The sequence below is a fragment of the Vagococcus jeotgali genome, from assembly GCF_035918315.1.
GTDB classification, from domain to species: Bacteria; Bacillota; Bacilli; order Lactobacillales; family Vagococcaceae; genus Vagococcus; species Vagococcus jeotgali.
This window is the reverse complement of sequence record NZ_CP142146.1, coordinates 552844-576073: the sequence shown is the minus strand read 5'-3', so window position 1 is coordinate 576073 and position 23230 is coordinate 552844. Positions and strand designations below refer to the sequence as shown.

22 protein-coding genes and 2 pseudogenes are annotated in these 23230 nt (G+C 32.5%); 11 read left to right on the top strand and 13 right to left on the bottom strand.

Annotated features, from left to right (window positions below):
• Nucleotides 1-68: 68 nt before the first annotated feature.
• Both VSF34_RS02955 and pepT read right to left on the bottom strand, forming a co-directional pair.
• Nucleotides 69-953 carry a D-2-hydroxyacid dehydrogenase gene (locus VSF34_RS02955; RefSeq protein WP_326717602.1) on the bottom strand — a complete coding sequence of 295 codons (885 nt, stop codon included), beginning with the start codon at nucleotides 951-953 and terminating at the stop codon, nucleotides 69-71.
• 114 nt (nucleotides 954-1067) lie between these two features.
• The gene (gene pepT / locus VSF34_RS02950; protein ID WP_326717601.1) at nucleotides 1068-2309 is read right to left on the bottom strand and encodes a peptidase T; all 1242 of its coding nucleotides are present in this window, start codon (nucleotides 2307-2309) and stop codon (nucleotides 1068-1070) included.
• A gap of 304 nt (nucleotides 2310-2613) precedes the next feature.
• On the opposite strand from pepT, the gene VSF34_RS02945 reads away from it, so the two are divergent.
• From VSF34_RS02945 to VSF34_RS02920, 6 genes are all read left to right on the top strand, one after another.
• Nucleotides 2614-4059: an ABC transporter substrate-binding protein/permease gene (locus VSF34_RS02945; protein ID WP_326717600.1), complete on the top strand. Its 1446-nt coding sequence runs from the start codon at nucleotides 2614-2616 to the stop codon at nucleotides 4057-4059.
• A complete protein-coding gene (locus VSF34_RS02940) occupies nucleotides 4052-4774 on the top strand; it encodes an amino acid ABC transporter ATP-binding protein (RefSeq protein WP_326717599.1) in 723 nt (240 codons plus the stop codon). The genes VSF34_RS02945 and VSF34_RS02940 overlap by 8 nt, the downstream gene beginning before the upstream one ends.
• A 158-nt stretch (nucleotides 4775-4932) precedes the next feature.
• Nucleotides 4933-5196 carry a hypothetical protein gene (locus VSF34_RS02935; RefSeq protein WP_326717598.1) on the top strand — a complete coding sequence of 88 codons (264 nt, stop codon included), beginning with the start codon at nucleotides 4933-4935 and terminating at the stop codon, nucleotides 5194-5196.
• A gap of 118 nt (nucleotides 5197-5314) precedes the next feature.
• Nucleotides 5315-6202, top strand: a complete 888-nt coding sequence (locus VSF34_RS02930; protein ID WP_326717597.1) for a cation diffusion facilitator family transporter — start codon at nucleotides 5315-5317, stop codon at nucleotides 6200-6202.
• A gap of 4 nt (nucleotides 6203-6206) precedes the next feature.
• The gene (locus VSF34_RS02925) at nucleotides 6207-7334 is read left to right on the top strand and encodes an NAD(P)/FAD-dependent oxidoreductase (protein WP_326717596.1); all 1128 of its coding nucleotides are present in this window, start codon (nucleotides 6207-6209) and stop codon (nucleotides 7332-7334) included.
• Between the two features lie 49 nt (nucleotides 7335-7383).
• Nucleotides 7384-7554 carry an SPJ_0845 family protein gene (locus VSF34_RS02920; protein WP_326717595.1) on the top strand — a complete coding sequence of 57 codons (171 nt, stop codon included), beginning with the start codon at nucleotides 7384-7386 and terminating at the stop codon, nucleotides 7552-7554.
• A gap of 16 nt (nucleotides 7555-7570) precedes the next feature.
• On the opposite strand, the gene yihA is transcribed toward VSF34_RS02920, so the two are convergent.
• The 3 genes from yihA to VSF34_RS02905 are packed head-to-tail and all read right to left on the bottom strand — an operon-like array spanning nucleotide 7571 to nucleotide 10713.
• On the bottom strand, nucleotides 7571-8152 hold the full coding sequence (yihA, locus tag VSF34_RS02915; protein WP_326717594.1) for a ribosome biogenesis GTP-binding protein YihA/YsxC: 582 nt from the start codon (nucleotides 8150-8152) through the stop codon (nucleotides 7571-7573).
• A gap of 11 nt (nucleotides 8153-8163) precedes the next feature.
• Nucleotides 8164-8877, bottom strand: coding sequence for an HAD family hydrolase (locus VSF34_RS02910; RefSeq protein WP_326717593.1), 714 nt, complete (start codon nucleotides 8875-8877; stop codon nucleotides 8164-8166).
• A gap of 30 nt (nucleotides 8878-8907) precedes the next feature.
• Nucleotides 8908-10713, bottom strand: coding sequence for a glycerophosphoryl diester phosphodiesterase membrane domain-containing protein (locus tag VSF34_RS02905; protein ID WP_326717592.1), 1806 nt, complete (start codon nucleotides 10711-10713; stop codon nucleotides 8908-8910).
• A gap of 166 nt (nucleotides 10714-10879) precedes the next feature.
• Between VSF34_RS02905 and VSF34_RS02900 the strand changes: the two genes are divergently transcribed.
• A complete protein-coding gene (locus VSF34_RS02900) occupies nucleotides 10880-11539 on the top strand; it encodes a carbonic anhydrase family protein (RefSeq protein ID WP_326717591.1) in 660 nt (219 codons plus the stop codon).
• Between the two features lie 47 nt (nucleotides 11540-11586).
• Here VSF34_RS02900 and VSF34_RS02895 read toward each other — a convergent pair whose 3' ends face one another.
• From VSF34_RS02895 to VSF34_RS02860, 8 genes and pseudogenes are all read right to left on the bottom strand, one after another.
• Complete coding sequence (locus tag VSF34_RS02895) at nucleotides 11587-12120, bottom strand: biotin transporter BioY (RefSeq protein ID WP_326717590.1); 534 nt, start codon at nucleotides 12118-12120, stop codon at nucleotides 11587-11589.
• Between the two features lie 75 nt (nucleotides 12121-12195).
• Nucleotides 12196-13176: a biotin--[acetyl-CoA-carboxylase] ligase gene (locus VSF34_RS02890; RefSeq protein WP_326717589.1), complete on the bottom strand. Its 981-nt coding sequence runs from the start codon at nucleotides 13174-13176 to the stop codon at nucleotides 12196-12198.
• A 107-nt stretch (nucleotides 13177-13283) separates the two neighbouring features.
• Nucleotides 13284-13991: an aspartate/glutamate racemase family protein gene (locus tag VSF34_RS02885; RefSeq protein ID WP_326717588.1), complete on the bottom strand. Its 708-nt coding sequence runs from the start codon at nucleotides 13989-13991 to the stop codon at nucleotides 13284-13286.
• Nucleotides 13992-14007: 16 nt separating this feature from the next.
• Nucleotides 14008-15183, bottom strand: coding sequence for a carboxylate--amine ligase (locus VSF34_RS02880; protein WP_326718007.1), 1176 nt, complete (start codon nucleotides 15181-15183; stop codon nucleotides 14008-14010).
• Between the two features lie 93 nt (nucleotides 15184-15276).
• Nucleotides 15277-17118, bottom strand: a complete 1842-nt coding sequence (gene asnB / locus VSF34_RS02875) for an asparagine synthase (glutamine-hydrolyzing) (protein ID WP_326717587.1) — start codon at nucleotides 17116-17118, stop codon at nucleotides 15277-15279.
• A gap of 180 nt (nucleotides 17119-17298) precedes the next feature.
• The gene (locus VSF34_RS02870; RefSeq protein ID WP_326717586.1) at nucleotides 17299-17868 is read right to left on the bottom strand and encodes a sensor histidine kinase; all 570 of its coding nucleotides are present in this window, start codon (nucleotides 17866-17868) and stop codon (nucleotides 17299-17301) included.
• A gap of 114 nt (nucleotides 17869-17982) precedes the next feature.
• A pseudogene (locus VSF34_RS02865) lies at nucleotides 17983-18070 on the bottom strand (DNA-binding response regulator); the annotation flags it as partial.
• Nucleotides 18071-18144: 74 nt separating this feature from the next.
• Nucleotides 18145-19287, bottom strand: a complete 1143-nt coding sequence (locus VSF34_RS02860) for a trans-sulfuration enzyme family protein (protein WP_326717585.1) — start codon at nucleotides 19285-19287, stop codon at nucleotides 18145-18147.
• 161 nt (nucleotides 19288-19448) lie between these two features.
• Between VSF34_RS02860 and VSF34_RS02855 the strand changes: the two genes are divergently transcribed.
• From VSF34_RS02855 to VSF34_RS02840, 4 genes and pseudogenes are all read left to right on the top strand, one after another.
• The gene (locus VSF34_RS02855; RefSeq protein ID WP_326717584.1) at nucleotides 19449-19757 is read left to right on the top strand and encodes a hypothetical protein; all 309 of its coding nucleotides are present in this window, start codon (nucleotides 19449-19451) and stop codon (nucleotides 19755-19757) included.
• Between the two features lie 169 nt (nucleotides 19758-19926).
• Nucleotides 19927-20886, top strand: a pseudogene (locus VSF34_RS02850) (IS30 family transposase).
• Between the two features lie 181 nt (nucleotides 20887-21067).
• Nucleotides 21068-21736, top strand: coding sequence for an FUSC family protein (locus VSF34_RS02845; protein ID WP_326717583.1), 669 nt, complete (start codon nucleotides 21068-21070; stop codon nucleotides 21734-21736).
• A 111-nt stretch (nucleotides 21737-21847) separates the two neighbouring features.
• Nucleotides 21848-23167, top strand: a complete 1320-nt coding sequence (locus VSF34_RS02840) for an ISL3 family transposase (protein WP_326717582.1) — start codon at nucleotides 21848-21850, stop codon at nucleotides 23165-23167.
• Nucleotides 23168-23230: the final 63 nt, after the last annotated feature.

The following is a 23230-nucleotide window of genomic DNA, read 5'->3' as shown; positions in this document are numbered from 1 at the left end:
AAGACAACTTTAATAGAAACAAAAAGAACAAGTAGCTAATCTTTATGAAGATTGGCTACTTGTTCTTTTTAATATCCTAAATCTAAATTCACCGCATTTATCATATCCTCTCCGTTTAGATAAGATTCTATATTTTGTTTAAAAACCTCAAATAAGCGGTTGTTATACTGATCAGTTGGTCCTGAAATATGAGGGGTAATAAGAACTTGTTCCAAATCCCAAAGTGGACTGTCACTTGGTAATGGTTCTTCTTCAAAAACATCTAGTCCAGCAAAAGATAATTTTTCATCTTGGCACTGCTTAATGATGGTCTCTGTTTTAACAGCGCTACCCCGGCCAGCATTAATAAACATGACACCTGTTTTCATTGAATCAAATAACTCATTATCGAAATAATTAATCGTCTCTGGTGTTTCTGGAAGTAAGTTCACCACGATATCAGCCTTAGGCAAAATATGATTGATCTCTTTATAAGTGTAGATGCCTTTAAAATAATCAACTTCTAAACCACTTCGATTAACCCCGTAAACATCAGCTCCCAGTGCATCTAATACTTTAGCTAGCTGAGTGCCTATATTTCCTGTTCCAAAAATCAAAACAGATTTTCCTAACAAATCTGTTCCTAAACCCGCAACACCCCATTTGTGCTTTTCTTGGTTTAAAATAGATTCTTTTATTTTTCTAGTGTGGCTAAATAACATACCCAGAATACTCTCAGTCATTTGATGACCATGAATACCACTAGCACTTGTTAGGATAACTCCCATATCTTTTAATGTTTCCAAATCAAAATAGTTCACACCTGCTGAAAATGATTGGATCCACTTTAAAGATGTCATCTCTTCTAATTTAGGTAACTCTTTACTCCACCCGTAAATAATTTCCACATCTTGAATATTTTCTTTCTTAACTGGTAAGTAAGTGATTTCATAATCACTCGCTAAATGAGACAATTCTTCTGATAATTCCTCAGATAATGGTTCTCATACAACTATTTTCTTCATCATAGCCCCTCCAACTTATATTAATCTTTAGTCTATAATAGTTTTAAATTTTTAGCGAATGTTTCACTTTCTTGTAAGTGAGGTTTCTTGACTACATTTAATAATCTCAACAATCGTTTTAGTCGCAACTTCCATAGATTCTAATGTTATAAATTCATATTGACCGTGAAAATTTTCTCCACCAGTAAATAAATTTGGGGTTGGTATACCCATAAAGGAAATTTTAGATCCATCAGTCCCCCCTCTAAACGGAGTGACGATAGGTTTAATATTAAGGTTTTCCATAGCTTGTAAAGCGACATCTACCGAACGCATATCTTGCTCAATCACATCTCTCATATTGTAATACTGATCTTTCATCTCTATTTGAATTCTTTTACGGTCTAGAGTTTGATTCAATCTGTTTACAATCATTTCAAGATTAGCTTTTCTTTCTTCAAACGTTTTCTTATCATGGTCTCTAATAATATACGTCATCTTTACTTGATTAATAGTCCCAACTAAATCATGTAGTAAATAAAATCCCTCATAACCTTTTGTCATCTCTGGGACTTCCTGAGTTGGTAGTGCGTTATTAATTTGATTAGCTAAACTTAAAGCATTCACCATCATGCCATAAGCTGTCCCTGGGTGAATACTTGTACCTTCAATCATAATATTAGCTTGAGCAGCATTAAACGTCTCATATTCAAAATGACCAATACGACCACTATCAATCGTATAAGCATAATCCACTGGGAAATAACTGACATCAAAATAATCAGCACCTACACCAATCTCCTCATCAGGTCCAAAGGCAATCCAAATATCACCGTGGGCCACATCAGGGTGTTCTATAAAATAATCAACAGCTTCTAGTATCTCAACAATTCCTGCCTTATCATCGGCACCTAATAATGTCGTCCCATCTGTTGTGATGAGTGTTTGACCAATATAATCTTTTAGATTAGGAAACTCACTCGTTTTCATCACAATATTTTCTTCACTATTTAACAACACATCACGCCCGTCATAGTCATAAATGATTTTAGGTGTGATATTTTCAGCATTAAAATCAGCTGTATCTAGATGAGCAATAAATCCAACTGTTGCATAAACCTCACTTGTATTTCTTGGTAGACGTGCCGTTAGAAAACCATTTTTTTCATTATAGTGTATATCTGTTAAACGCATATCAAGGAGCTCTTCTCTAAGTATATGAGCAAATTCAATTTGCCCTTTTGTTGTAGGAATAGACTGACTAGAGGCATCTGATCTGGTGTTGAGTTTTACATATTGAATAAAGCGCTCTAATAATTTAGACATAATTAGTTCCTTCTTTGCATATTACTTTTATTATTTATAATCATTTTTTAATTAAATTATCATAAATATAAGATGACGTCAACTAAACTCCCTGCTTATCTCCTTAACATCTATACTAATCTTAAAAAAAGATTAAATATTCCTCATTTTTAAAATAAAAATAATTAAAATCATATTTATTTTACATATTTTTTGCATAAAATAATGAATATTCGCTTTTTTTATTCAATTATACAAATAGTATTGAATATTCACTGCATAACTTATATACTGTCTTTACGATTAACAGAGAGGACTTACTTTTATGACAAAATTACCTATAAAAACATTCTTTTTAAGTTTATTACTATTCGTGTTACCTTTCACCGCTCATGCAGCCGAGGCTGATCCAGTTATGAAGAGAATTGAGGATAAAGGCGTCTTAACAGTTGGCCTATCAGCTGATTATGCACCTTATGAATTCCATGCTACTGTAGACGGTAAAGATACTATTGTTGGAACTGATATTGAATTAGCACAAAAAATTGCTGATGATATGGGAGTTAAATTAAAAATTGAAGAGTACGGCTTTGATGCTTTAATTGGTGCTCTACAAACTGGTAAGATTGATATTATCATCTCTGGTATGTCTCCCACTCCTGAAAGGCTTAAAGAGGTTGCTTTTTCAAAGCCATATATGGATGTGGAACAAAAAATTATTATTAGAAAATCTGATAAAGATATTTATAATAATTCAGAAGCTTTTAAAGGCGTCAAAGTTGGCGCTCAAGTTCAATCCACACAAGAAGAATTAGCTAATGACCAATTAAAAGCTAAAACCGTTTCCCTACAACGTTTACCTGATATTATGCTCCAACTACAACAAAATAAAATTGACGGAGCTGTTATTGAGAGTCCTGTTGGTGAGGCTTATTTAAGTCAAGATGATACATTAATGTTTGCAGAAGGACTAGAACTTGAAGATACTCAAAAACAAAATGCTGTTGCTATTCAAAAAGGAGCACCTGTCTTCTTAGATAAAATTAATCATTCAATTGATGAAGTTGTTGCAGATAACTTGATGGAAGAGTATAAAGAAAAAGCTTATATCCATATGTTTCAAGATGAGTCCTTCTTTAGTAAGTATGCTTCCTACTATTTAACTGGAACAGGCTATACTATTTTTCTAGCCTTTGTTGGTGTTTTATTTGGTAGCTTATTAGGTACCTTGCTAGCTTTAATGAAATTATCGACTAATAAACTATTAAAATGGATTGCTATTATTTATATTGAATACATTAAAGGAACACCACTACTTGTCCAAATCTTTATGGTATTCTTTGGATTTAATGTTCTTGGAATTGATATGAGTGCTCTTGCTGCTGGATGTTTGGCTTTAATCTTAAATAGTGGTGCTTATGTAGCTGAGATTATTCGTGCTGGTCTAAATGCTGTTAACAAAGGACAAACAGAAGCTGCTAGATCTTTAGGGATGAATAAACTACAAGCTATGCGCTATATTATTATGCCACAAGCGATTAAGAATATTTTACCAGCTTTAGGTAATGAGTTTGTTACAGTCATTAAAGAATCATCTGTTGTATCAGTCATCGGAGTATCAGAACTAATGTTTCAAGCTGGTGTTGTAAGAGGGGCAAGTTTTAAACCTTTCCTACCAATTGTGATTGTATCGTTTATTTATTTTATTTTAACCTTTACATTATCTAGGTTATTAGGGGTTGCTGAGAGGAGAATGGGAACAAGTGATTAAGATTACTGATTTAAAAAAATCCTACGGGGAAACAAGCGTTTTAAAAGGCATTGATTTAACTATTAATCAAGGGGAGGTTGTCGTTATCATCGGACCTTCTGGTAGTGGTAAAAGTACCTTTTTACGTTGTATGAATTTATTAGAACAACCTAGTAGTGGGTCAATCAAATTCGAGGGGCAAAATCTATTAGATCCTAAAGCAGATATTAATGCTCTAAGACAAAAAATGGGAATGGTTTTTCAAAGCTTCAATCTCTTCCCTCATAAAACTATTTTAGATAATTTAACAATTAGCCCCGTAAAGGTTAAAAAAGAACAAAAAGAAGTCGCTGAAGTTGAAGCGCTCCAATTACTTGATAGAGTAGGATTAAAAGATAAAGCTTATCAATACCCTTCTAGCCTATCAGGAGGACAACAACAACGTGTTGCAATAGCCAGATCTCTTGCTATGCATCCTGATGTCATTTTATTTGATGAACCCACTAGTGCTCTTGATCCAGAGATGGTTGGTGAAGTTCTTAGTGTGATGAATAATTTGGCTAAAGAAGGTATGACCATGGTAGTTGTGACACACGAAATGGGATTTGCTCGTGAAGTAGCTGATCGTGTCATTTTTATGGACAAAGGCGTTATACAAGAAGAAGGAACTCCAGATGAGATATTCTCAAATCCTAAAAATGAGAGGACACAAGATTTTTTAAGAAAAGTACTATAAAAACACAGTGTCGGACATATCACTTATCCTGCACTGCTTTTTTTATCTAGATATACTGCCGAAGAATTAGTCGTCTTTCACCCCGTTAAAATTTTAATATCCTAAATTGTTTTTTAATATTTTATTCTATGGTAAACTATACAAAAGGAGGGGAAAACATGAAAAAAACACAATCAATTGGTGATTTTAAAAATCAAATCCTGACTTCTGAGCATTATATTTCAGATGGAAAAATCATTGTTATTTATAATAATACAGAACGTATTGTTCATCAACATATTGATTTCTTTGAGCTTGTTTATCAAGGTTCAGATTTATATCTAAATTTTTCAACAACAGGAACTGGCCCAAATTTCGACCAGAGTATCAACTTATCAACTGTTCACAATATTAATGGGGTTATTATTAATCCTGCTACCTAAGTCCCATTTTTGGGGCTTTTTATTTATTTTTTTTGCAACCCTTAACTTTTTTTTACATCTTTTCTAAACATAACTCACTCTGTTATACTACTAGTCATACTATTAAGGAGTGAGTCTTTTGACAAAACGTATCGAAGAAATCAAACAAGCTGAAAAAGGAGCAATTATTAGTATTATTGCCTATATCTTTTTATCAGCTTTTAAACTAATTGCAGGTTACTATACCCACTCACAAGCCATTTCTGCTGATGGATTAAATAACTTTACCGATACCATCGCCTCGGTTACTGTATTAATCGGATTAAAGGTATCCAGAAAACCTGCTGATAAAGACCACAGATACGGACACTGGAAAGCAGAAAATGTCGCCTCTCTTTTAACTTCCCTTATTATGTTCGCTGTTGGGGTTCAAGTAGTTATTGACGGAGTTAAATCTTTTTTACACGGTAATATGGAAGAGCCAAATCATATGGCTGCAGCTGTTGGTTTAATCTCTGCAATCATCATATACATTGTTTATCTCATTAATAAAAAAATTGCTATTCAATCTAACTCCCAAGCATTATTTGCTGTGGCTAAAGACAATTACAGTGATATGCTAACAAGTATCGGCACAACAATTGCTGTCTTTGCCGCCTCATTTAGCTTAAACTGGCTAGATACCCTAACTGCCATTGTTATTGGTGGTATTATTATTAAAACTGCCTTTGAAATTTTTAAAGATAGTACATTCACCTTATCTGATGGTTTTGATGAAAAATTACTAGCTACATATAAAACAGATATTTTAAGCTTTAATGGTATTTATGAAGTCATTAATATTCGAGCTAGAAATTTAGGAACTAATGTTTTTTTAGATATTACAGTAGGGATGGATCCCAACTTAACAGTTCAAGAAAGTCATGATATAGTGGATGAGTTGGAAGAGTATTTGAAACAGACCCATGATATTTTTGATATTGATATTCATGTTGAGCCTTATCACGGGACGATTACAAAGGAGTAAACTTATGACAACATCTATTGGTATTATTGGAGGCGGTATTGTTGGTTCAACAGCTGCTTTTTATTTGTCACAACAAGATGATATTAAAATCACCTTATTTGATGAAGGAGTTGGTCAAGCAACTTCTGCTGCTGCTGGTATTATCTCTCCTTGGTTATCACAAAGAAGAAATAAAGAGTGGTACTTTTTAGCAAAAGAAGGAGCTAGTTTTTATCATACTTTCATAAATGATTTATCTAAATATATTGATACTAAAGAGATTTATCAGCAACAAGGAACTTTGCTTTATAAAAAAACGGATAAACTTTTACAAAAATTAGAGAAACTTGCTCAAACTAGAAAAGAAGAAGCTCCTGAAATTGGGGATATTTCCTTACTAAATCAACAAGAAATTAATCAGTTAATTCCTAATATTAGTGATACAAACCATGCTCTATTTGTATCTGGTGGGGCTAGGGTTGATGGGGCAAAACTAGTTGAGAGTATTCGTAGTATTATCAAAGAAAATCAGCAATATAAACATGAATTTATTCAATCTATTGCTTATGATAATATGAGTAAGAATTGGATCGTTGCTTATGATTCTCATCAAGAAGTCTTTGATTATCTTATTTTAGCAACTGGGGCGTGGTTACCAAACTTACTAACACCACTAGGATTTAAAGTCGATGTTAGACCTCAAAAGGGACAGTTAATTGAACTTCAAACAAATCTTAATACAAGTAACTGGCCTGTTATAATGCCTGTTGGTGAATCTGACATTATTCCTTTTGAACATGGTAAAATCGTGATTGGTGCTACCCATGAAGATGACTTAGGTTATGATCTAACACCAGACTTGTCAGAATTATTACATCTAAAACAAGTCGCTTCAGAAACAATTAGTACTTTTAGTCAGGAAATAATAAACCGGGAACGGATTGGAACAAGAGCCTATACTTCCGACTACTCTCCTTTTTTTGGAGAAATTACTAATTTACCTAATCTATATGTAGCTAGTGGATTAGGTTCATCAGGGCTGACAACAGGGCCAATTATTGGAAAAACAATTAGTGATTGGATTTTAAAGACAGAGACAAAATTTGAAGATTACCGGCATAAACCAGATCATTATGTCACAGTAAATTCGTGATAAATTCATCACAACATGTTATGATGAGCTAAAGAGAGAGGTGTTTTTCATGGGACAAACTTACCGACGAACTGATAGTTTTGAAAAATTATTTGATACCTTTGCCATCGACCCTGACAAAGAAAAAGATAAAAAAACAAAAGAGGATACTCAAGAATTAATAATTGATATTCCTGAAGTAAATAAAGATTCAAAGGTAAAAGAAAAAGCTGACCAATAATGGCAGCTTTTTTATTTTATAAAAATGATTCAATCGCGTCCCACGCTTTATCTTTTCCTTCTTTTGTCACAGAAGAAAACACTATAAAATCATCACTAGGGTCAAAATTCAATGCTTTTTTAATCATGGATTCATGTTTGTTCCACTTACCTCGAGGAATTTTATCACATTTTGTCGCTACTACAATCACTGGAATATCATAGTACTTTAAGAATTCATACATTTGAACGTCTTCTTTTGATGGTTCATGACGCATATCAATCAAAGAAACAACAGCTTTTAATTCCTCACGTTGTGTGATATAGGTTTCAATCATCTTACCCCATTTTTCACGCTCAGTCTTTGACACTTTGGCATAACCATAACCAGGTACATCTACAAAATGTAAATCTTCTTCAATCAAATAAAAATTTAGTGTTTGAGTTTTCCCCGGTTTTCCAGAGGTTCTAGCTAAGCCTTTTCTATCGATTAAAGTGTTAATAAATGATGATTTACCAACATTTGATCTACCTGCTAATGCTATCTCTGGTAAGCCACCTTCTGGGTATTGCTCAGGTCTTACTGCACTAATCACTATTTCTGCATTATGTACTTTCATCTTCTCACGTCCTATTTCTCTATAAGTTTTTTTATTATTTTTAACACCTGTGTGTCTTCATGCAATTCTACATCAGGTTTACTCTCTTCATTTAATAATACTCTATTATATTTATTTAACCAAATAACTTGCCAACCAGCTGATAAAGCACCTAAAACATCATGATGATAAGAGTCCCCAACATAGATAAAATTATTTTCTCCATCAAATTGCTCTTGAACTTTTCTAAAAGCTGTCACTTCTGGTTTACTAACACCAATGCTCTCAGAAATTAACATTTTAGTAGACACTACCCATTGATGTAAGCCTAATTGCTCAAGTTTTCTTTTTTGATGAGTAGTCGGACCATTTGTTAATATCCCTATTGGAATATCTTTTTTTCTTAAATAATCCAGCACTTCTCTCATACTAGAACTAAGCTCAATACACCCCTGATAGTGATAATATCTCTCTTGGAATAATTGGCAAGCTAAATCAGTTACCTTTCTTCCGTGCTTAAAAAAAGTCTCTTTAATTCGGTAAACCCTCATATCTGCTAAAGTCATCTGCCCATTAACAGTTTTCATAAAAACCTCATCACTAAACTGTCTGAAAGATAAATATAGTTCACTTATTTCGACATTCATCTGCTTATATTCTGTCAAAAAAACATCTTCTATAGCCAGTCTGAATGGCTCAATTTGTTGATAAAGAGTATCATCAACATCAAATATGACAACTGTCAACTATTTTAAACACCTCTTCTCTTGTAAGATCTAACCTACTCCTACTAAAAAGTAAATTAATTTATCAGCATAGGTTACTTGTTCTTTTTTTCTAACCGAATTTAATAATTTTACCCTATCTGTGATGATAGCATCAACCCCGTAAAACATCATCCTAGTCATTGTCTCCTCATCATTTGGAGTCCATACGTAAAGTTGTTTATTTTGTTGATGAATTGACTTCACTAGATTGGTTGTTAAGGTTGTATATTCTATGGAGTAAAAATCCATCTCCCCATCCGGTGGACCTGCAATACTAAAGGGCATAATGTAACCTACGACAAGACTATCATCAATTTCTTTAAGACCTGTCACAACATCAAAAGATAAGGACTGAATCTCATGCCCATTTTCATGAATCATCTTACCATATAACTGGACAAAACGCTCAAGCATATCATCACTATCATCTTTTGTAGCTTTAATCTCGATTAAAAGTTTTTGATTCAAATCATTGGCTTGTTTAAAATAGTCATCAAAAGAAGCTATTTTAGCTGATTGTTGATTGTCATGAACATCTAATTTAATTAACTCTTCTAACGTTAAGTCTTTTGGTCTTTTTTTAATCCCAGTTAGTTGCTTTAAATTAAAATCGTGCATCACAACAAATTGATTATCCTTTGTTTCTTGAATATCCATTTCAATAAAATCAGGATGTGCTTCTTGACTAGTTAAAGTTAATGACTCCAATGAATTTTGTACATGATTACCATTATCTACCCCTCTATGAGAAATAGCAATAGGATGGCTAAGGTATTGATCTTGTAAGAATTGTGTATTATAACGAAGAACGCCGAATAATAGAATCACTCCTAACCCTATACTAATCAATAGTTTAGTAACTCTGCTTGTTGTTGATTGGTATTTACTCTTTGTCTTATCAAGGAATTCTTTAGAAAGTTCAGGTAACCAACCACGAGAATCCATAAATGATATCGTCACAAAAAAGATTCCAATAGTTGATAAGACCATATTAATGACCCACATAATTTGTAGAATAGTTAATAAAAGAATCGCCACCTTTAAGGCTTGACTTGGATAAAAAGCATCCACTAAATACTGAACATATATCACACCAGTATCAAATAAAAGAACAACTAAAGTGATCGTTCCTGCTACAAAGATAAGTTGACCTAAAATCGCTAAAAATGATTTTTTAGTTTTTTCCCAACTAGAACGACTGGCTACTCTAAAGGTATCATCATTTAAAATCATCAAAGGGAGAGTAAAAATCAACCGAATCCCTAAATACAAAAGAGCCACATATAAAGCTATAAACACAGCTATAATTGAGATTCTATTTTCAAAAATAAAATCAACAATAAAAATTGGGACTTTTACTTTTGAAAGCAATTCAGAATTAAACTGGGTCCAACCTATGGGACTTAGTAGTAAAAAGTAAAATAAAAAAGCAAAAAAATTACTTACTTTAAATTTTCTTAAATGTCTCATCGTCTCTTTTAAAAGAGATCCTAAAGATATTTTTTGTCTCTTTTGAATAAAATACATCGTTAATAGTAAAAACGTAAACTCAAAATACAAAATCAATAAAATGAGGACTAGCATAATAAGCAAACTAAGTAAGACAAAAGGATGATGAAAAAAAATATCCCCAATAGTGTCATAAGACAGGTAAGGAATATCTCCTCTTTGTAAAATAAAACGAGTTATTGTCACTAGTAAGGGAGCAACAACAAAAAGAATAAAACCATTCATCAAAACAACATTCTTAAAATACTGGCTTGTTTGTTTCAAAAATCTAAAGGATTGTCGAATATTATTTGTTAAATACCTCATTCAGAACCCTCCTTTGGCATTATCATTACTTTCATTATATCATTTTTTCAGATAATTTTCTTTTATCCATTCTTTTCTAAGTTAAAAAATAACAAACCCTATTACTTGTCTTTCCTAGTTCATTTAAGATACAATCACTTTAATTTATTATAGAGGGGTTATTTTTATGAGGGCTTTAAATAAAAAAATGACAACATGGTCATATAAAAATCAAGAAAACTGGTGTTGTGAAACAGCACTTTTGCAATCACCAATTAATATAAAAACAAGTGATGTGATATCTATGCAAGATGCTGGCTTAATTCAATTATCATACTCACATACCATTGATGCTATCGTAGATACAGGAAATGTTATTCAAGGGTTTGCTCATGGAACAGCTAATATCAATCAACGTTTTTTTACACTTCAACAATTTCATTTTCACTCACATAGTGAACATCTTATTGATGGCATACATACACCATTAGAAATTCATTTTGTTCATGAATCTCAATCTGGTAGATTAGCAGTTTTAAGTGTCTTAGCTGAAATTGGAGAAGAAAATGAAACCTTTCAAAAAATTCTAGATAATATTAATTTATCTAAACAAATCCATCATATAAACTTATATGATTTACTGCCAACTAAGTCTGATTATTATCATTATCTAGGTTCCCTAACTACCCCTCCGTTAACAGAAAATGTCGAATGGTATTTATTTAAACAGCCTATTCAGGTGTCACTAAAACAATTAATGATACTAAGGAGTCACCACAAACGGAATTGGCGAAAAACACAACCTTTAAATGGAAGGAAAGTATTATTAAAAGAATTTCACGATTAACCTAAAACCCCTACTACCCTTATAAAGGGCGGTAGGGATTTTGATAACTATCTATAAACTTTTTTTCTAATTGTCCGACTAAGTTTTTCTCCTATAACACCGATACAAATAATTTTGATTATTGTTGTTGGTATAAAGGGAAGCACAGTGGCATTAAAAGCAACAAGACTACTACTTCCTGTGACTATTTTAAACCCCCACCAGCCAATTAAAAAGTTAAGTGTCATACCAAGTATGAGGCCACTATATAATTTCGTTCTAGAGTGACCCCCGCAACCCCAGCCAGCACAAAAAGCCAAAATAGGAAAACTTATCAAAAAGCCCCCAGTAGGTCCTAAAAGACTAGCTCCTCCAGAAAAACCAGAAAAAACAGGTAAGCCAATCATACCGAGTAATAGGTAAATCACAGCAGATAAAGCCCCTAACTGACTGCCTAATATAATACCAACTAAAGGGATAATAAAGGTTTGTAACGTCATTGGAACACCATATGGCATAGGGATACTAATTTGAGAAAATACTACAATCAAAGCTGTAGCTAAAGCGACTTTTGTCAGATTGGGTGTATTTAAAGTTGTCATTATCATTCTCCTTTTTCTTTTAAATTATACGTTAGGAAAAAATAATGTCAACTAAAAAAAAATAAAAGGTGACAATTAAATATTGATTGAAATTTCTCCAAAACGAAGTTGCTTTTCTTCACCCTGTGTTGTTTTAATAACAAGTGAGCCATCATCTAATATTGTTTGAGCTACCCCCTCATAAACTATGTCTCCTAATTGAAACTTGACCACCTCTCCTATCACAATTGACTTATGACGGTAAGATTCCATGACCTCACTTAGATTCTTCTCATTGGTATCAGATAACAATTGATTGGCCAAATCTGCAATGAGTTCATTTCGATTAATTAAAGTGGAAACTTCTTGATTAAAAAGTGACGTCGCTACATGTTGAATATCTTTTGAAAATCTTTCAGTAGTTGTTGAAACATTGATACCAATCCCTACGACTATCCAATCAATATCCCCTGTTTCAAGATTAGTTGATGCTTCTGTTAAAATTCCAGCGACTTTTTTCCCCTTAATAAACAAATCATTAACCCATTTTATTCCTACTTCTTGTTGACTAAACTTTGATAATACATCTGATACAACAACAGCGACATATGCTGTTAACAACTCTTTAGGAATACTTCCCAATTGTTTTGGATCTAAAATAATACTCATATAAATACCCGTATCTTTTGGGGATTCGAACCTTCTACCATATCTACCACGACCTTTTGTCTGCTCGTTTGCCACAATTAATGTACCGTGAGTAGCACCTGCCATAGCTAATTCTTTAGCCTCATCGTTAGTTGATGTCACTTCTGTAAAGGCTTGAATATCTAAATGCTTAAAAGTATCATTTAAATAAAGTCTTATCCCCTGAGAAGAAATCACATTATTTTCTTGGTCTAGTCGGTATCCTTTATTACGTACTGCCTCAATTTTATACCCTTCTACTTCAAGTTGCTTAATAGCTTTCCAAATGGCATTACGGCTAACACCAATCTCCTCAGCTAACTTTTCTCCTGAAAAAAACATATCACGATTTTTCTCAAGCATCATCAGTGTTTTTTCCTTCACCGTCATATCAATCTCTCCTTTTTATTCTGATTAAAAAATCTACAGTAAAAAAGACATCAAATACAAAAATGTAAACACAATTTTCGTACTTGATGCACTTTTATCATTTTAAATTACCTATAAGCTAATGCTCTTTTAACTGTTTCTTGTGCCAATACAAATTGGGGGTCGATTACGTGATGATTACTTTGATTCTCAGCTTCTTCCATAACAGATAACTCAGTACATCCTAGTAAAATCACATCACAATCCATCTCTTGAAACATATCATCTAATATTTCATGATATAAATCATGATCTAGTACATTTTGATTCTTAATCTTATCAAAAATAAGATGACTGACCTTTTTTTGAATATTTGCTGTAGGATGAATTACTTTAAATCCAGCTTCTTCAATAAAAGGATCATAGATTTTATTTTTAATCGTACCTTCTGTCCCAATAATACCTACACGAGTCCCCTTGATATAATCAGCACTAACCTTTTCAACAGCTAACTTTGGCATATGTAAAATTGGAATTCTTGTTGCTTCTTGTAACTGATCATAAAAATAATGAGCCGTATTACATGTTAACACAAAGAATTCTGGTGAGAGTGTTGCTTGTGTTTCAATCGTATCTAATAAGTGAGGTAGTGGGTTTTCTTTATGTTCTGGATCCATGATATATGAACTTCTGTCTGGAACGGTGGCATAATTAACTAAAATATAATTTAAATATTCTTGATCTTTTATTGCTAGTGTACTTCTATTTAACATTTTTATATAGACCTCTGTCGCAATGGTTCCCATACCACCAATCACGGTAAAGAAATGCTCCATCATACAACCTCCTCACTTATTTATATTTTTTAAAGACTTTTCTATAATATCTAAACATTCTTTGAAGCAAAATATATCGCCTTAAGCTTTTATCGCCCTCATAGTAGAAAGTATAGCCAAAACGTTTATCTTGAATCATGTTTCTAGCAACATCTTTTTCTTTTGTTTCTGGTACATACTTTTCAAACACATCTGTGGAAACATTTAACCACAACATACCCTTATCTTCTGGGATATTGGCATAAATCGGCTCACTATCTTTCAAATCATCATAGATATAATCGCGAACGACCCATTCTGCTAGGTTTAAGCCATTTAAGGTGACAAAGAAGCTACTACGACCTTGTCTTAAATTAATCTCAAAGAATTTAAACGTGTTGTCTTTGATATCGTATTTTAAATCAAAGTTAGCAAATCCTGTGTATTTAATATCTTCTAAGAAGAATTTAACTTTATCATATATCACTTGATCATAAGCTGGCATAATCGCTAAATAATTACCAATACCAAGAGGCGTTGGGTCTTCAAGTAATGGGTGACCTAAACACATCATTTTCACTTGATGATTTTTGTCCACATAAACATTTAATACACGCATAGGGCTCTCTCCGCCCTCAACAAACTCTTGTAAAATCATATTATCTTCATAACCTTCGCTATAAATCCCTTTTACAACACGAGTGTAGTCAGCTTCATTATCAATAATATAGACTTTCTCTTTGATAGGTGAAGTGAAGTCGTTCCACGACACACTATTGGCTGGTTTTAGAGCAATTGGGTAAGAAAAAGGATTCGCTTCTTCACCTTTTTCAACTAATTCTTTTGTCATGATTTTTGTTTTTGGATAAGGTAGGTCATACGTTTCACAAATCTCATAAAAATCTTGTTTATTAACTAATTTTTTTTCTAATGTTTTATCGATATACGGGCAAACAAAGGTTTCTGATAATTCTTCCAAATGTTTAGAAATTAAATCCGTATACCAATCTCCCATCCCCATTAAAATAACAGGTACCTTTGCGTCCTTATAACCTTTAGCAACCTCACGCATCGTTTCAATGAATGTTGGATCAGTGTCAAAGTTAGGCACTACCTCAATTGTTAAAATATCTGTGTATTTTGTAGGTGCTATTGACGCACTGGCAATCGTTCTAACTGGTTTATTAGTTATCTCATGAAATGATCTAGCCATTCCATATAAATTTAAATCTCCACCTAGTAATACGGGGATAAAATCTTGTTTTTTTGTCAATTTAATCTGTTCCCTTCTATGTGGCTAGCTAAATTAATTTTCAATAAAGTAGACACGGTACCATGTAATAAATGTATAAATCGTAAAGATTTTTTGCATATTAGCAATACCTTGTTTTTGCTCTTCTAACAAACGATTTAAATAATCTACATTAAAGTATTTTTCAGCAACATCAGAATTAAATGCTTCTTTCAATAACTCTTGGTATTTATCTTCTTTTAACCATGATGCTAAAGGAGATGGAAATCCTAATTTTTCACGATTCACAATACGATCTGGTAATTTACTTTCACTAGCTTCACGCCAAGCAATTTTTGTAATGCCATCTTTCATATCAACACGTGTGTTTGTCGGCATTTTTTTAGCTACAGCAGCCACTTCTTTATCAACAAGAGGTGTTCTAACCTCTAGTGAATTTGCCATACTCATACGATCAGCCTTATGTAAAATATCATAAGCAAGCCAAGCATGAATATCAAAGTGTTGCATTTTTGTCACATCATCTTTACTTCTAGCCTCATCAAATAATGGCTTCACATAAGAAGCAGATGATCTATTATAACGTGGATTTTTTAATAATTCGTTACGTTCTGATTCGTTAAAAGCGTAATTTACGCGGTAATAACGCTCGCTAATATCTTGTGCCCCACGGATTAAGAAACGACGTCCATGAAAATGTGGTAAACGTTTTGCTGTTTGAGCAAATAATTTACGCATACTCTTTGTTGTGGCACGCTCATATTTTTGGAAAGAACCAGCTTCTAAGTAAGTATTATAACCACCAAAGAATTCATCAGCGCCTTCACCAGATAATGCTACTTTAACGTGTTTACTTGTTTCTTTTGATAAAAAGTACAATTGAATCGCAGATGGATTTGATAAAGGCTCATCCATATAATACATAGCAGTTGGAATAATCCCAAAAAAGTCTTCGTCATTAATCATGATCGCTGTATTTTTTTGATCAATTTCTTTAGCAAATTCTTGCGCCCACTCTAATTCACTAATGTTTTTATCTTCAAAACCTAATGAGAATGACTGGATGTCTCTATCTTGGGATGCTTCATTTAAAATATAACTTGAGTCAATCCCACTAGATAAAAAGCTACCAACTTCAACGTCTGCAATCATATGTTTTTTAACAGACTCATCAACTATCTCAATAATTTCTTTTTTAGCTTCATCCATAGTCATCTTGCTATTTTCATCAAATTCAAAATGGTAATATTCATGAGTTTCTAATACCCCATCTTTGTAAGTAAAATAATGACCTGGGTTTAATTTAAAGACATTTTTAAACATTGTCTCATTACTTGGAATGTATTCAAAACTTAAATGCATAGGTAATAATTCTTCATTTAATTCTTTGATAAATGATGGGTGATCTAAAAATCCTTTAATCTCAGAACCCCATAAAAATGTTTCCTCATCCTTGTAGTAATAAAGTGGTTTAATACCAAAATGATCTCTAGCCCCAAATACTTCTTTTGTCACTTTATCATAAATAATAAAAGCATACATACCACGAATACGGTCTAATAAACCTTCTTGCCAAGCATCATACCCATGAATTAACACTTCAGAATCGACATCCGTTTTAAATTCATAACCCATTTGTTTTAACTCATCACGAAGTGCCACATAGTTATAAATCTCCCCATTAAAAGTTAAAACTTTTGTATCATCTTGATTTGACATCGGTTGTTGCCCGTGATCAATATCAATAATAGACAGACGTCTAAATCCCATTGAGATAAAGTCATCTTGATAGAACCCTTCATCATCTGGCCCTCTATGTACAATGCGATCACTCATTTGTTTTATTGTTGTTTCACTAATATTAGGTTGGTTAATATATCCAACGAATCCACACATAATTATATTCTCCTATTCATAAAAAAATATTTATCATTGTCATCAATTTATTCACGTGACTTCAACTACCCAGTATACTGTAATTTAGTTATAAATTAAAGAAAATATTAGAGTCTTTTCATTTATTATTAAAATTTTAAATTGTCTGTTTTTTAAATAATCAAAAAAGAAGTCTAGCATTTAACTGACTTCTCCTTGGTATTTAGATAAACAAATAGATATGATAAGTATATGATCTCTAAGAAACTCTATCTGAATATTCCCTTTATGTCGTTCAATAATCTGTTTAGCAATCGTTAAACCTAGGCGATGTCCATCAATATGTTGATTATCAGACCCACGCTTAAAGGCTTCAAAAGACTCCTCTAACTCTGATTGACTCATCACTTTTGTGGTTTCATTTTCTACCGATAAACAATAATTATCATGATCATCAGAAATAGTCAGCCTAATACTTGATTTTTTAGGACTATATTTCACACTATTATCCATTAAGATTTTTAAGAGCTGAACCAATCTCAACATCTCTTGTGTCATCTGTATGACGTATTCATTTCGTTCATACTCAGAAGAAAAATGATCATCACTTAATAACTTTAAGGAATTCCGAATAATCATCACAGGTGTTCTCAGTTCATGAGATACTTGTGACAAAAATAGGCGCTGACTTTTATCTTTATTCAAAGGGGTAAAGAATAAGTCATCATCAAACGATAAACTAATTTTTTTCTCATGAATCAACCTCTTCATCTACGCTCACCTGCCCTGTATCTCTATCAATAATGAGTCAGTCAAGTTGCTCTTTTTTAATATCTTTTATATCAACACGGCGCATAATCGCCCGAATTCTAGCTAGCATCTCTTCATGAGAAAAGGGCTTTATAATATAATCATCTGCTCCCACTTCTAATCCTAATATCTTATCATGATCTTCACTTTTAGCTGTCATCATAAAGCCTCCTTGGTTCTTCTTCACTTTATGATACTCATAATACATGATAAAGTAAAAAAATCAGTATCAACTGACTAATTCAATAAGTTAAGTGCAGACTCTAAATCCTCTAATAGATCTGCAACATCTTCTATACCACAAGATAAGCGTAACAACCCTTTGGTGACCCCTTGTTTAATACGCTCTTCTTCTGAAATACAAGCATGAGACATAGTACAAGGATAAGATACAATAGATTCCACTCCACCTAAGCTAACTGCAATAATAGGAATAGATAAATGTTTGGTTACTGTAGCGACTTCATCTTCTCCAGCTAGTTCAAAAGACAATACAGCACCACCATTACTTGCTTGATTCATATGAATTTCATGCATATCGTGAGTTGATAGTCCTGGGTAGTATACTTGTTTAACTCTTGGGTGATGTGATAGAAATTCAGCTATTTCAGTCGCATTACTCACACTTTTCTCCATTCTAATCCCCATTGTTTTCATACCTCGTAAAATCAACCAAGCATCTTCTACTCCTAAAATATTACCAAAAGACTTTTGGTATAACTGTAGTGTTTCAGCTAATTCCTTATCATTAACGCTTACAAAACCAGCCACGACATCACTATGTCCATTTAAAAATTTAGTTCCACTTTCAATCACAATGTCAACTCCCATTTCTAATGGTTTTTGATATAGTGGAGTCATAAATGTATTATCGATTGCTGTCAACAAATCATATGCTTTTGCAATTTCCATAACTGCTTTAATATCTGTTACTTTTAATAAAGGGTTCGATGGTGTTTCCATATAAATCATTTTAGTTGTCGGACGAATTGCTTTTTTTAAAGCTACCATATCTTGAAAATCAACAAATGTTGCCTTAATACCATAATTAGGTAAAATATCTTTAATAAACTGGCAAGTTCCTCCGTAAACTTCAAGTGGGACAATCATATGATCTCCAGCCTTTAATAATAATAATACCGTGGAGATAGCTGCCATACCTGATGAGAAGGCAAAAGCATACTCTCCTCCCTCCAGTACAGCTATCCCCTCCTCAAGTGCCGTCACTGTTGGGTTGCCAAATCTTGTATAACTATAATCTTGCTGCTCAAAGACATTTTCTTGATTAAATGTTGATGCTTGATACTTTGGTATTGATGCTGCTCCTGTATAACTATCAATCACTGGATACCCATGTAATAATTTTGTATGTTCTCTCATCCAATACTCCTCCTAATAAATAATACCTATAACCATCATACATCTTATAAAAAGCGTTTTCCATTATTTTTTCGTACAAAAAGATATTTTTTTCTATAACACAATTTTGACACAATTACCTTGTATACTTCTAAGTAATCAGACAAATAGGAGGATTTATCATGACAAAGAAAAAAAAATTAATAATTGGTGTGCTAGCTGGGTTATCGATTTTTACAACAACAACGATGGTCCTTGCTTCAAATGGGAACGAAGGAGACTTTAATACATCTCAAAGTCAAACTTATAAACAAGATGAGCAGACAGGACGTTATGGTAGTATGATGGAAGACAATCAGAATTACGGACAATCTCACCAAGAAGGAAGCAATCAAAGATGTCACGGAAATGGAAACAAACGAAACCATCACAAACAGAATCAGCACCATAATCAAACCTTCCGTAGACAAGGACATATGTCACAAAACTAACTCAAAGATGTTAAGACTAGCTCTCAAGTCAGAAAAATGCTAGTCTAAAACATCTTTTTCTATTCGCCGATTGTAAAATTAAGCTAGACAAATAAAAAAATCATTTGTGATACACTCAAATTGTCCAAATTGTATTTCCGACGAAAGAAAACAAGGAGAGTGATCACAAATGACCTATATACATGTTACTACAGACGAGCTTGTTTTAATAGAATCTTATTATCACCAAGCTAAAAAAGTTAAACATGTTGCTGATACTTTAAAAAGATCAAGACAAACTATTTATAATGTTTACAACGCTTTAAATGAGGGATTATCTATTCTAGATTACTATCAAAGATACAAAAAAAATAAAAAGAAATGTGGAAGGCGTCCTATTTCTTTACCTGATAATGAAACAAAATATATTCAAAACAAAGTGGCTCAAGGATGGACTCCTGACGTGATTATCGGTCATGATGAGATTTCTATTTCTTGTTCTGTTCGGACACTTTATAGATTGTTCTCGCGTGAATCTTTTGATTCCACAACTTTACCAATGAAAGGTAAAAGAAAACCTAATGGGCATAAAGAAAAACGAGGTAAACAAGCATTTAAACAAACCATTCATCAGAGAGACGCTGAGCATAACGAGTTTCAAAGTGAATTTGGTCACCTAGAAGGTGACACTATTGTTGGGAAAAATCATAAAAGTGCTGTTATTACATTAGTTGAAAGGTTATCAAAAGTTATTATTACCTTAAAGCCAACAGGGAGACACGCTATAGATATTGAGAATAGCTTAAATGAATAGTTAAAAAAATGCTCTAATCACTTGTTTAAATCTATCACATTTGATTGTGGCAAAGAATTTTCTAACTGGAAATCTATCAGTAACTTAAATGATATTGATATCTACTTTGCTGACCCTGGTACACCTTCACAACGAGGTTTAAATGAAAATTCTAATGGGCTATTGCGTAAGGATGGATTGCCTAAGAAAATGGATTTCAACGAAGTTGATGAATCTTTCATTCAATCTGTTGCATCCAAAAGAAATAATATTCCTAGAAAATCATTAAACTATAAAACACCATTAGAAGTATTTTTGAGCTATGTAGACAATGACATTTTGTCTAGCTTAATTTGACAAATGAAACTATCATAAAAAAGGAGTTGGGTTTCAAGGGACAAAAAGTGTTGGCCTATACGGTATTATAACATTATTAGCCTATTTCTTAATTGGGTATTATCAACACTCCCCCCTTGTTATGATTGTCTTTTTTGCTCTAACTGCCTTTTTGTCCAAATACCTATCAAAACTAAATACCGTGTCAAAGACAGGTCCTTTTTTTATTATGATGATTATTAGTTTATCTGGTACATCTAAAGTCGACAATTTACAAGACTTACTAACTCAAACGAATCACCTAGCAATTGGTATCATCATAGCTATTATTGTTAGTACTATTCTTGATTTCACAGAAAAAGATGTCCCAAGTAAAGCCAATAAATTATTTGTTAAGCCACTTAACATAAGGCTTATACATGTTAGTATTAAGTATACTGTCTTTATGAGCTTGGATTTTGCTATTAATTTATTTTTCCCAGCCCATGACTATAACTGGCTAACTATCTCGTGTGCTGCTAATATGTTTAGCCCTTCTGTGAAAGATCAAATTATTCATACAAAAAATTATGTTATCGGTTCAACAGTTGGCTTAATTTTAATGGTAATCTTAGCTCTGTTACCACTTACTAACTCATTGGAATTTGCCCTAATTTGCTTGATTTACATCGGAATTGTATTTGCTTTTCAAACAAATTACGCTTACGTTCTAATGATCACCACTCCTATGGCACTACTTATTATTCACTTTCTAACAAATATTTCAGATTTTAAATTAATTCCTTTAAGAATCATATCCATTATTATAGGAATTTCAATTGGTTTTATCGGTCAACGCTATATTGATAAATCAGGGTTGTATAATTTTTGATGTGGATGAAGAAATTCATTCGCATCTATTTTTTTACAAAATAATAGAAACATACGAACTTTCCCGTTAAAATTAAAGTGACCAAACCAAATTTTAGAAAGGAAGATTCGTATGTCTCATAACCATTGTATTCGACTATCGCTAGATTTAAAAGATAAAAATATTTATTTCGATTCTATTTTTTGTGAGGAACAGCTTATTAAAGGGATAAGATCCAAGATTTATAAAGGTATTCTTACTTACACTCCTTCAGCTTGTCCTTGTTGTGGCATTAAAAATGAACAATTTTCTATTGTGAAAAATGGGTTTATTTCTTCTCGAATAAAGTGGTTAAGTGTGGCTCACTACCCAACCTATCTTTTATTAAAGAAACAGAGATTCCTTTGTCGTCATTGTGACTCCTCTTTTCTAGCTGAATCTTCAGAAATTGAGAAACATTGTTTTATCGCTAAAAGAGTGAAGCAATCAATTCTTATTGAGTTAAGTGATGCTATCTCGTTTAAAGATTTAGCTAAAAGACATTTTGTTTCATCAACAACGATTAATAGAATTTTAGTATCTGGTGGTAAAGACTTATCTAATCAATTTTTATATTTACCTCAAAACCTTTGTTTTGATGAATTTACTTCGGTTAAAAACAATAGTGGCAAGTACAGTTTTATTTACTCTGATTCCTCTACACACCAAATTATCGATATTCTCATTGATAATAAAAAGCTAACACTAGAGAAACACTTTCTTAAGTACTCTCTAAAGGTTCGTCGCCAAGTAAAAACAATTGTCGTTGATATGAATGCAGCCTATTTTAAATTAGCCAAAAGGCTATTTCCTAATGCTGAGGTGATTATTGATCGCTTTCACTTAGTTCAACTTATCAGTCGTTCTTTAAACATAACTAGAATTAAGACGATGAATCGTTATCGCACATCGAATGTAACTGACATGAAAAATTATCGAAAACTAAAAAAATATTGGAAACTCTTTTTAAAAGATTCTAATGAATTGAATTATACAGATTATCGTTATCAGCGTTTATTTAAGAGTATTTTACCTGAAACAGATGTCATGGATTATTTACTTAGCTTAAACAAAGAGTTATCAGAAACTTATAAACTTTATCAAGAACTATTATACTGTAGTAAAAACAATGATTTTGACACTTTTTCTGATCTATTATTATTAGCTAACGTAGATATCTCTATTCCAATGAAAACCTCGATTCGAACACTAAAGAAGCATTTACCAAGAATTGAAAACACCTTTAAATACGCTTATTCAAATGGTTGTTTAGAAGGTTCCATAAACAAAATTAAATTAATCAAACGAATAGCTTACGGCTATAGAAATTTTCAGAACTATAAATACAGAATTTTACTTAGTTTCAAAGACAAACAAAAAAGCAGCAAAAACCATTCGGTTTCTGCTGCCTAAATTCACTTAATTTTACTCATCCACATCATTTGACAAAGAGCCTAAATCAGAAGAGGCCCACAC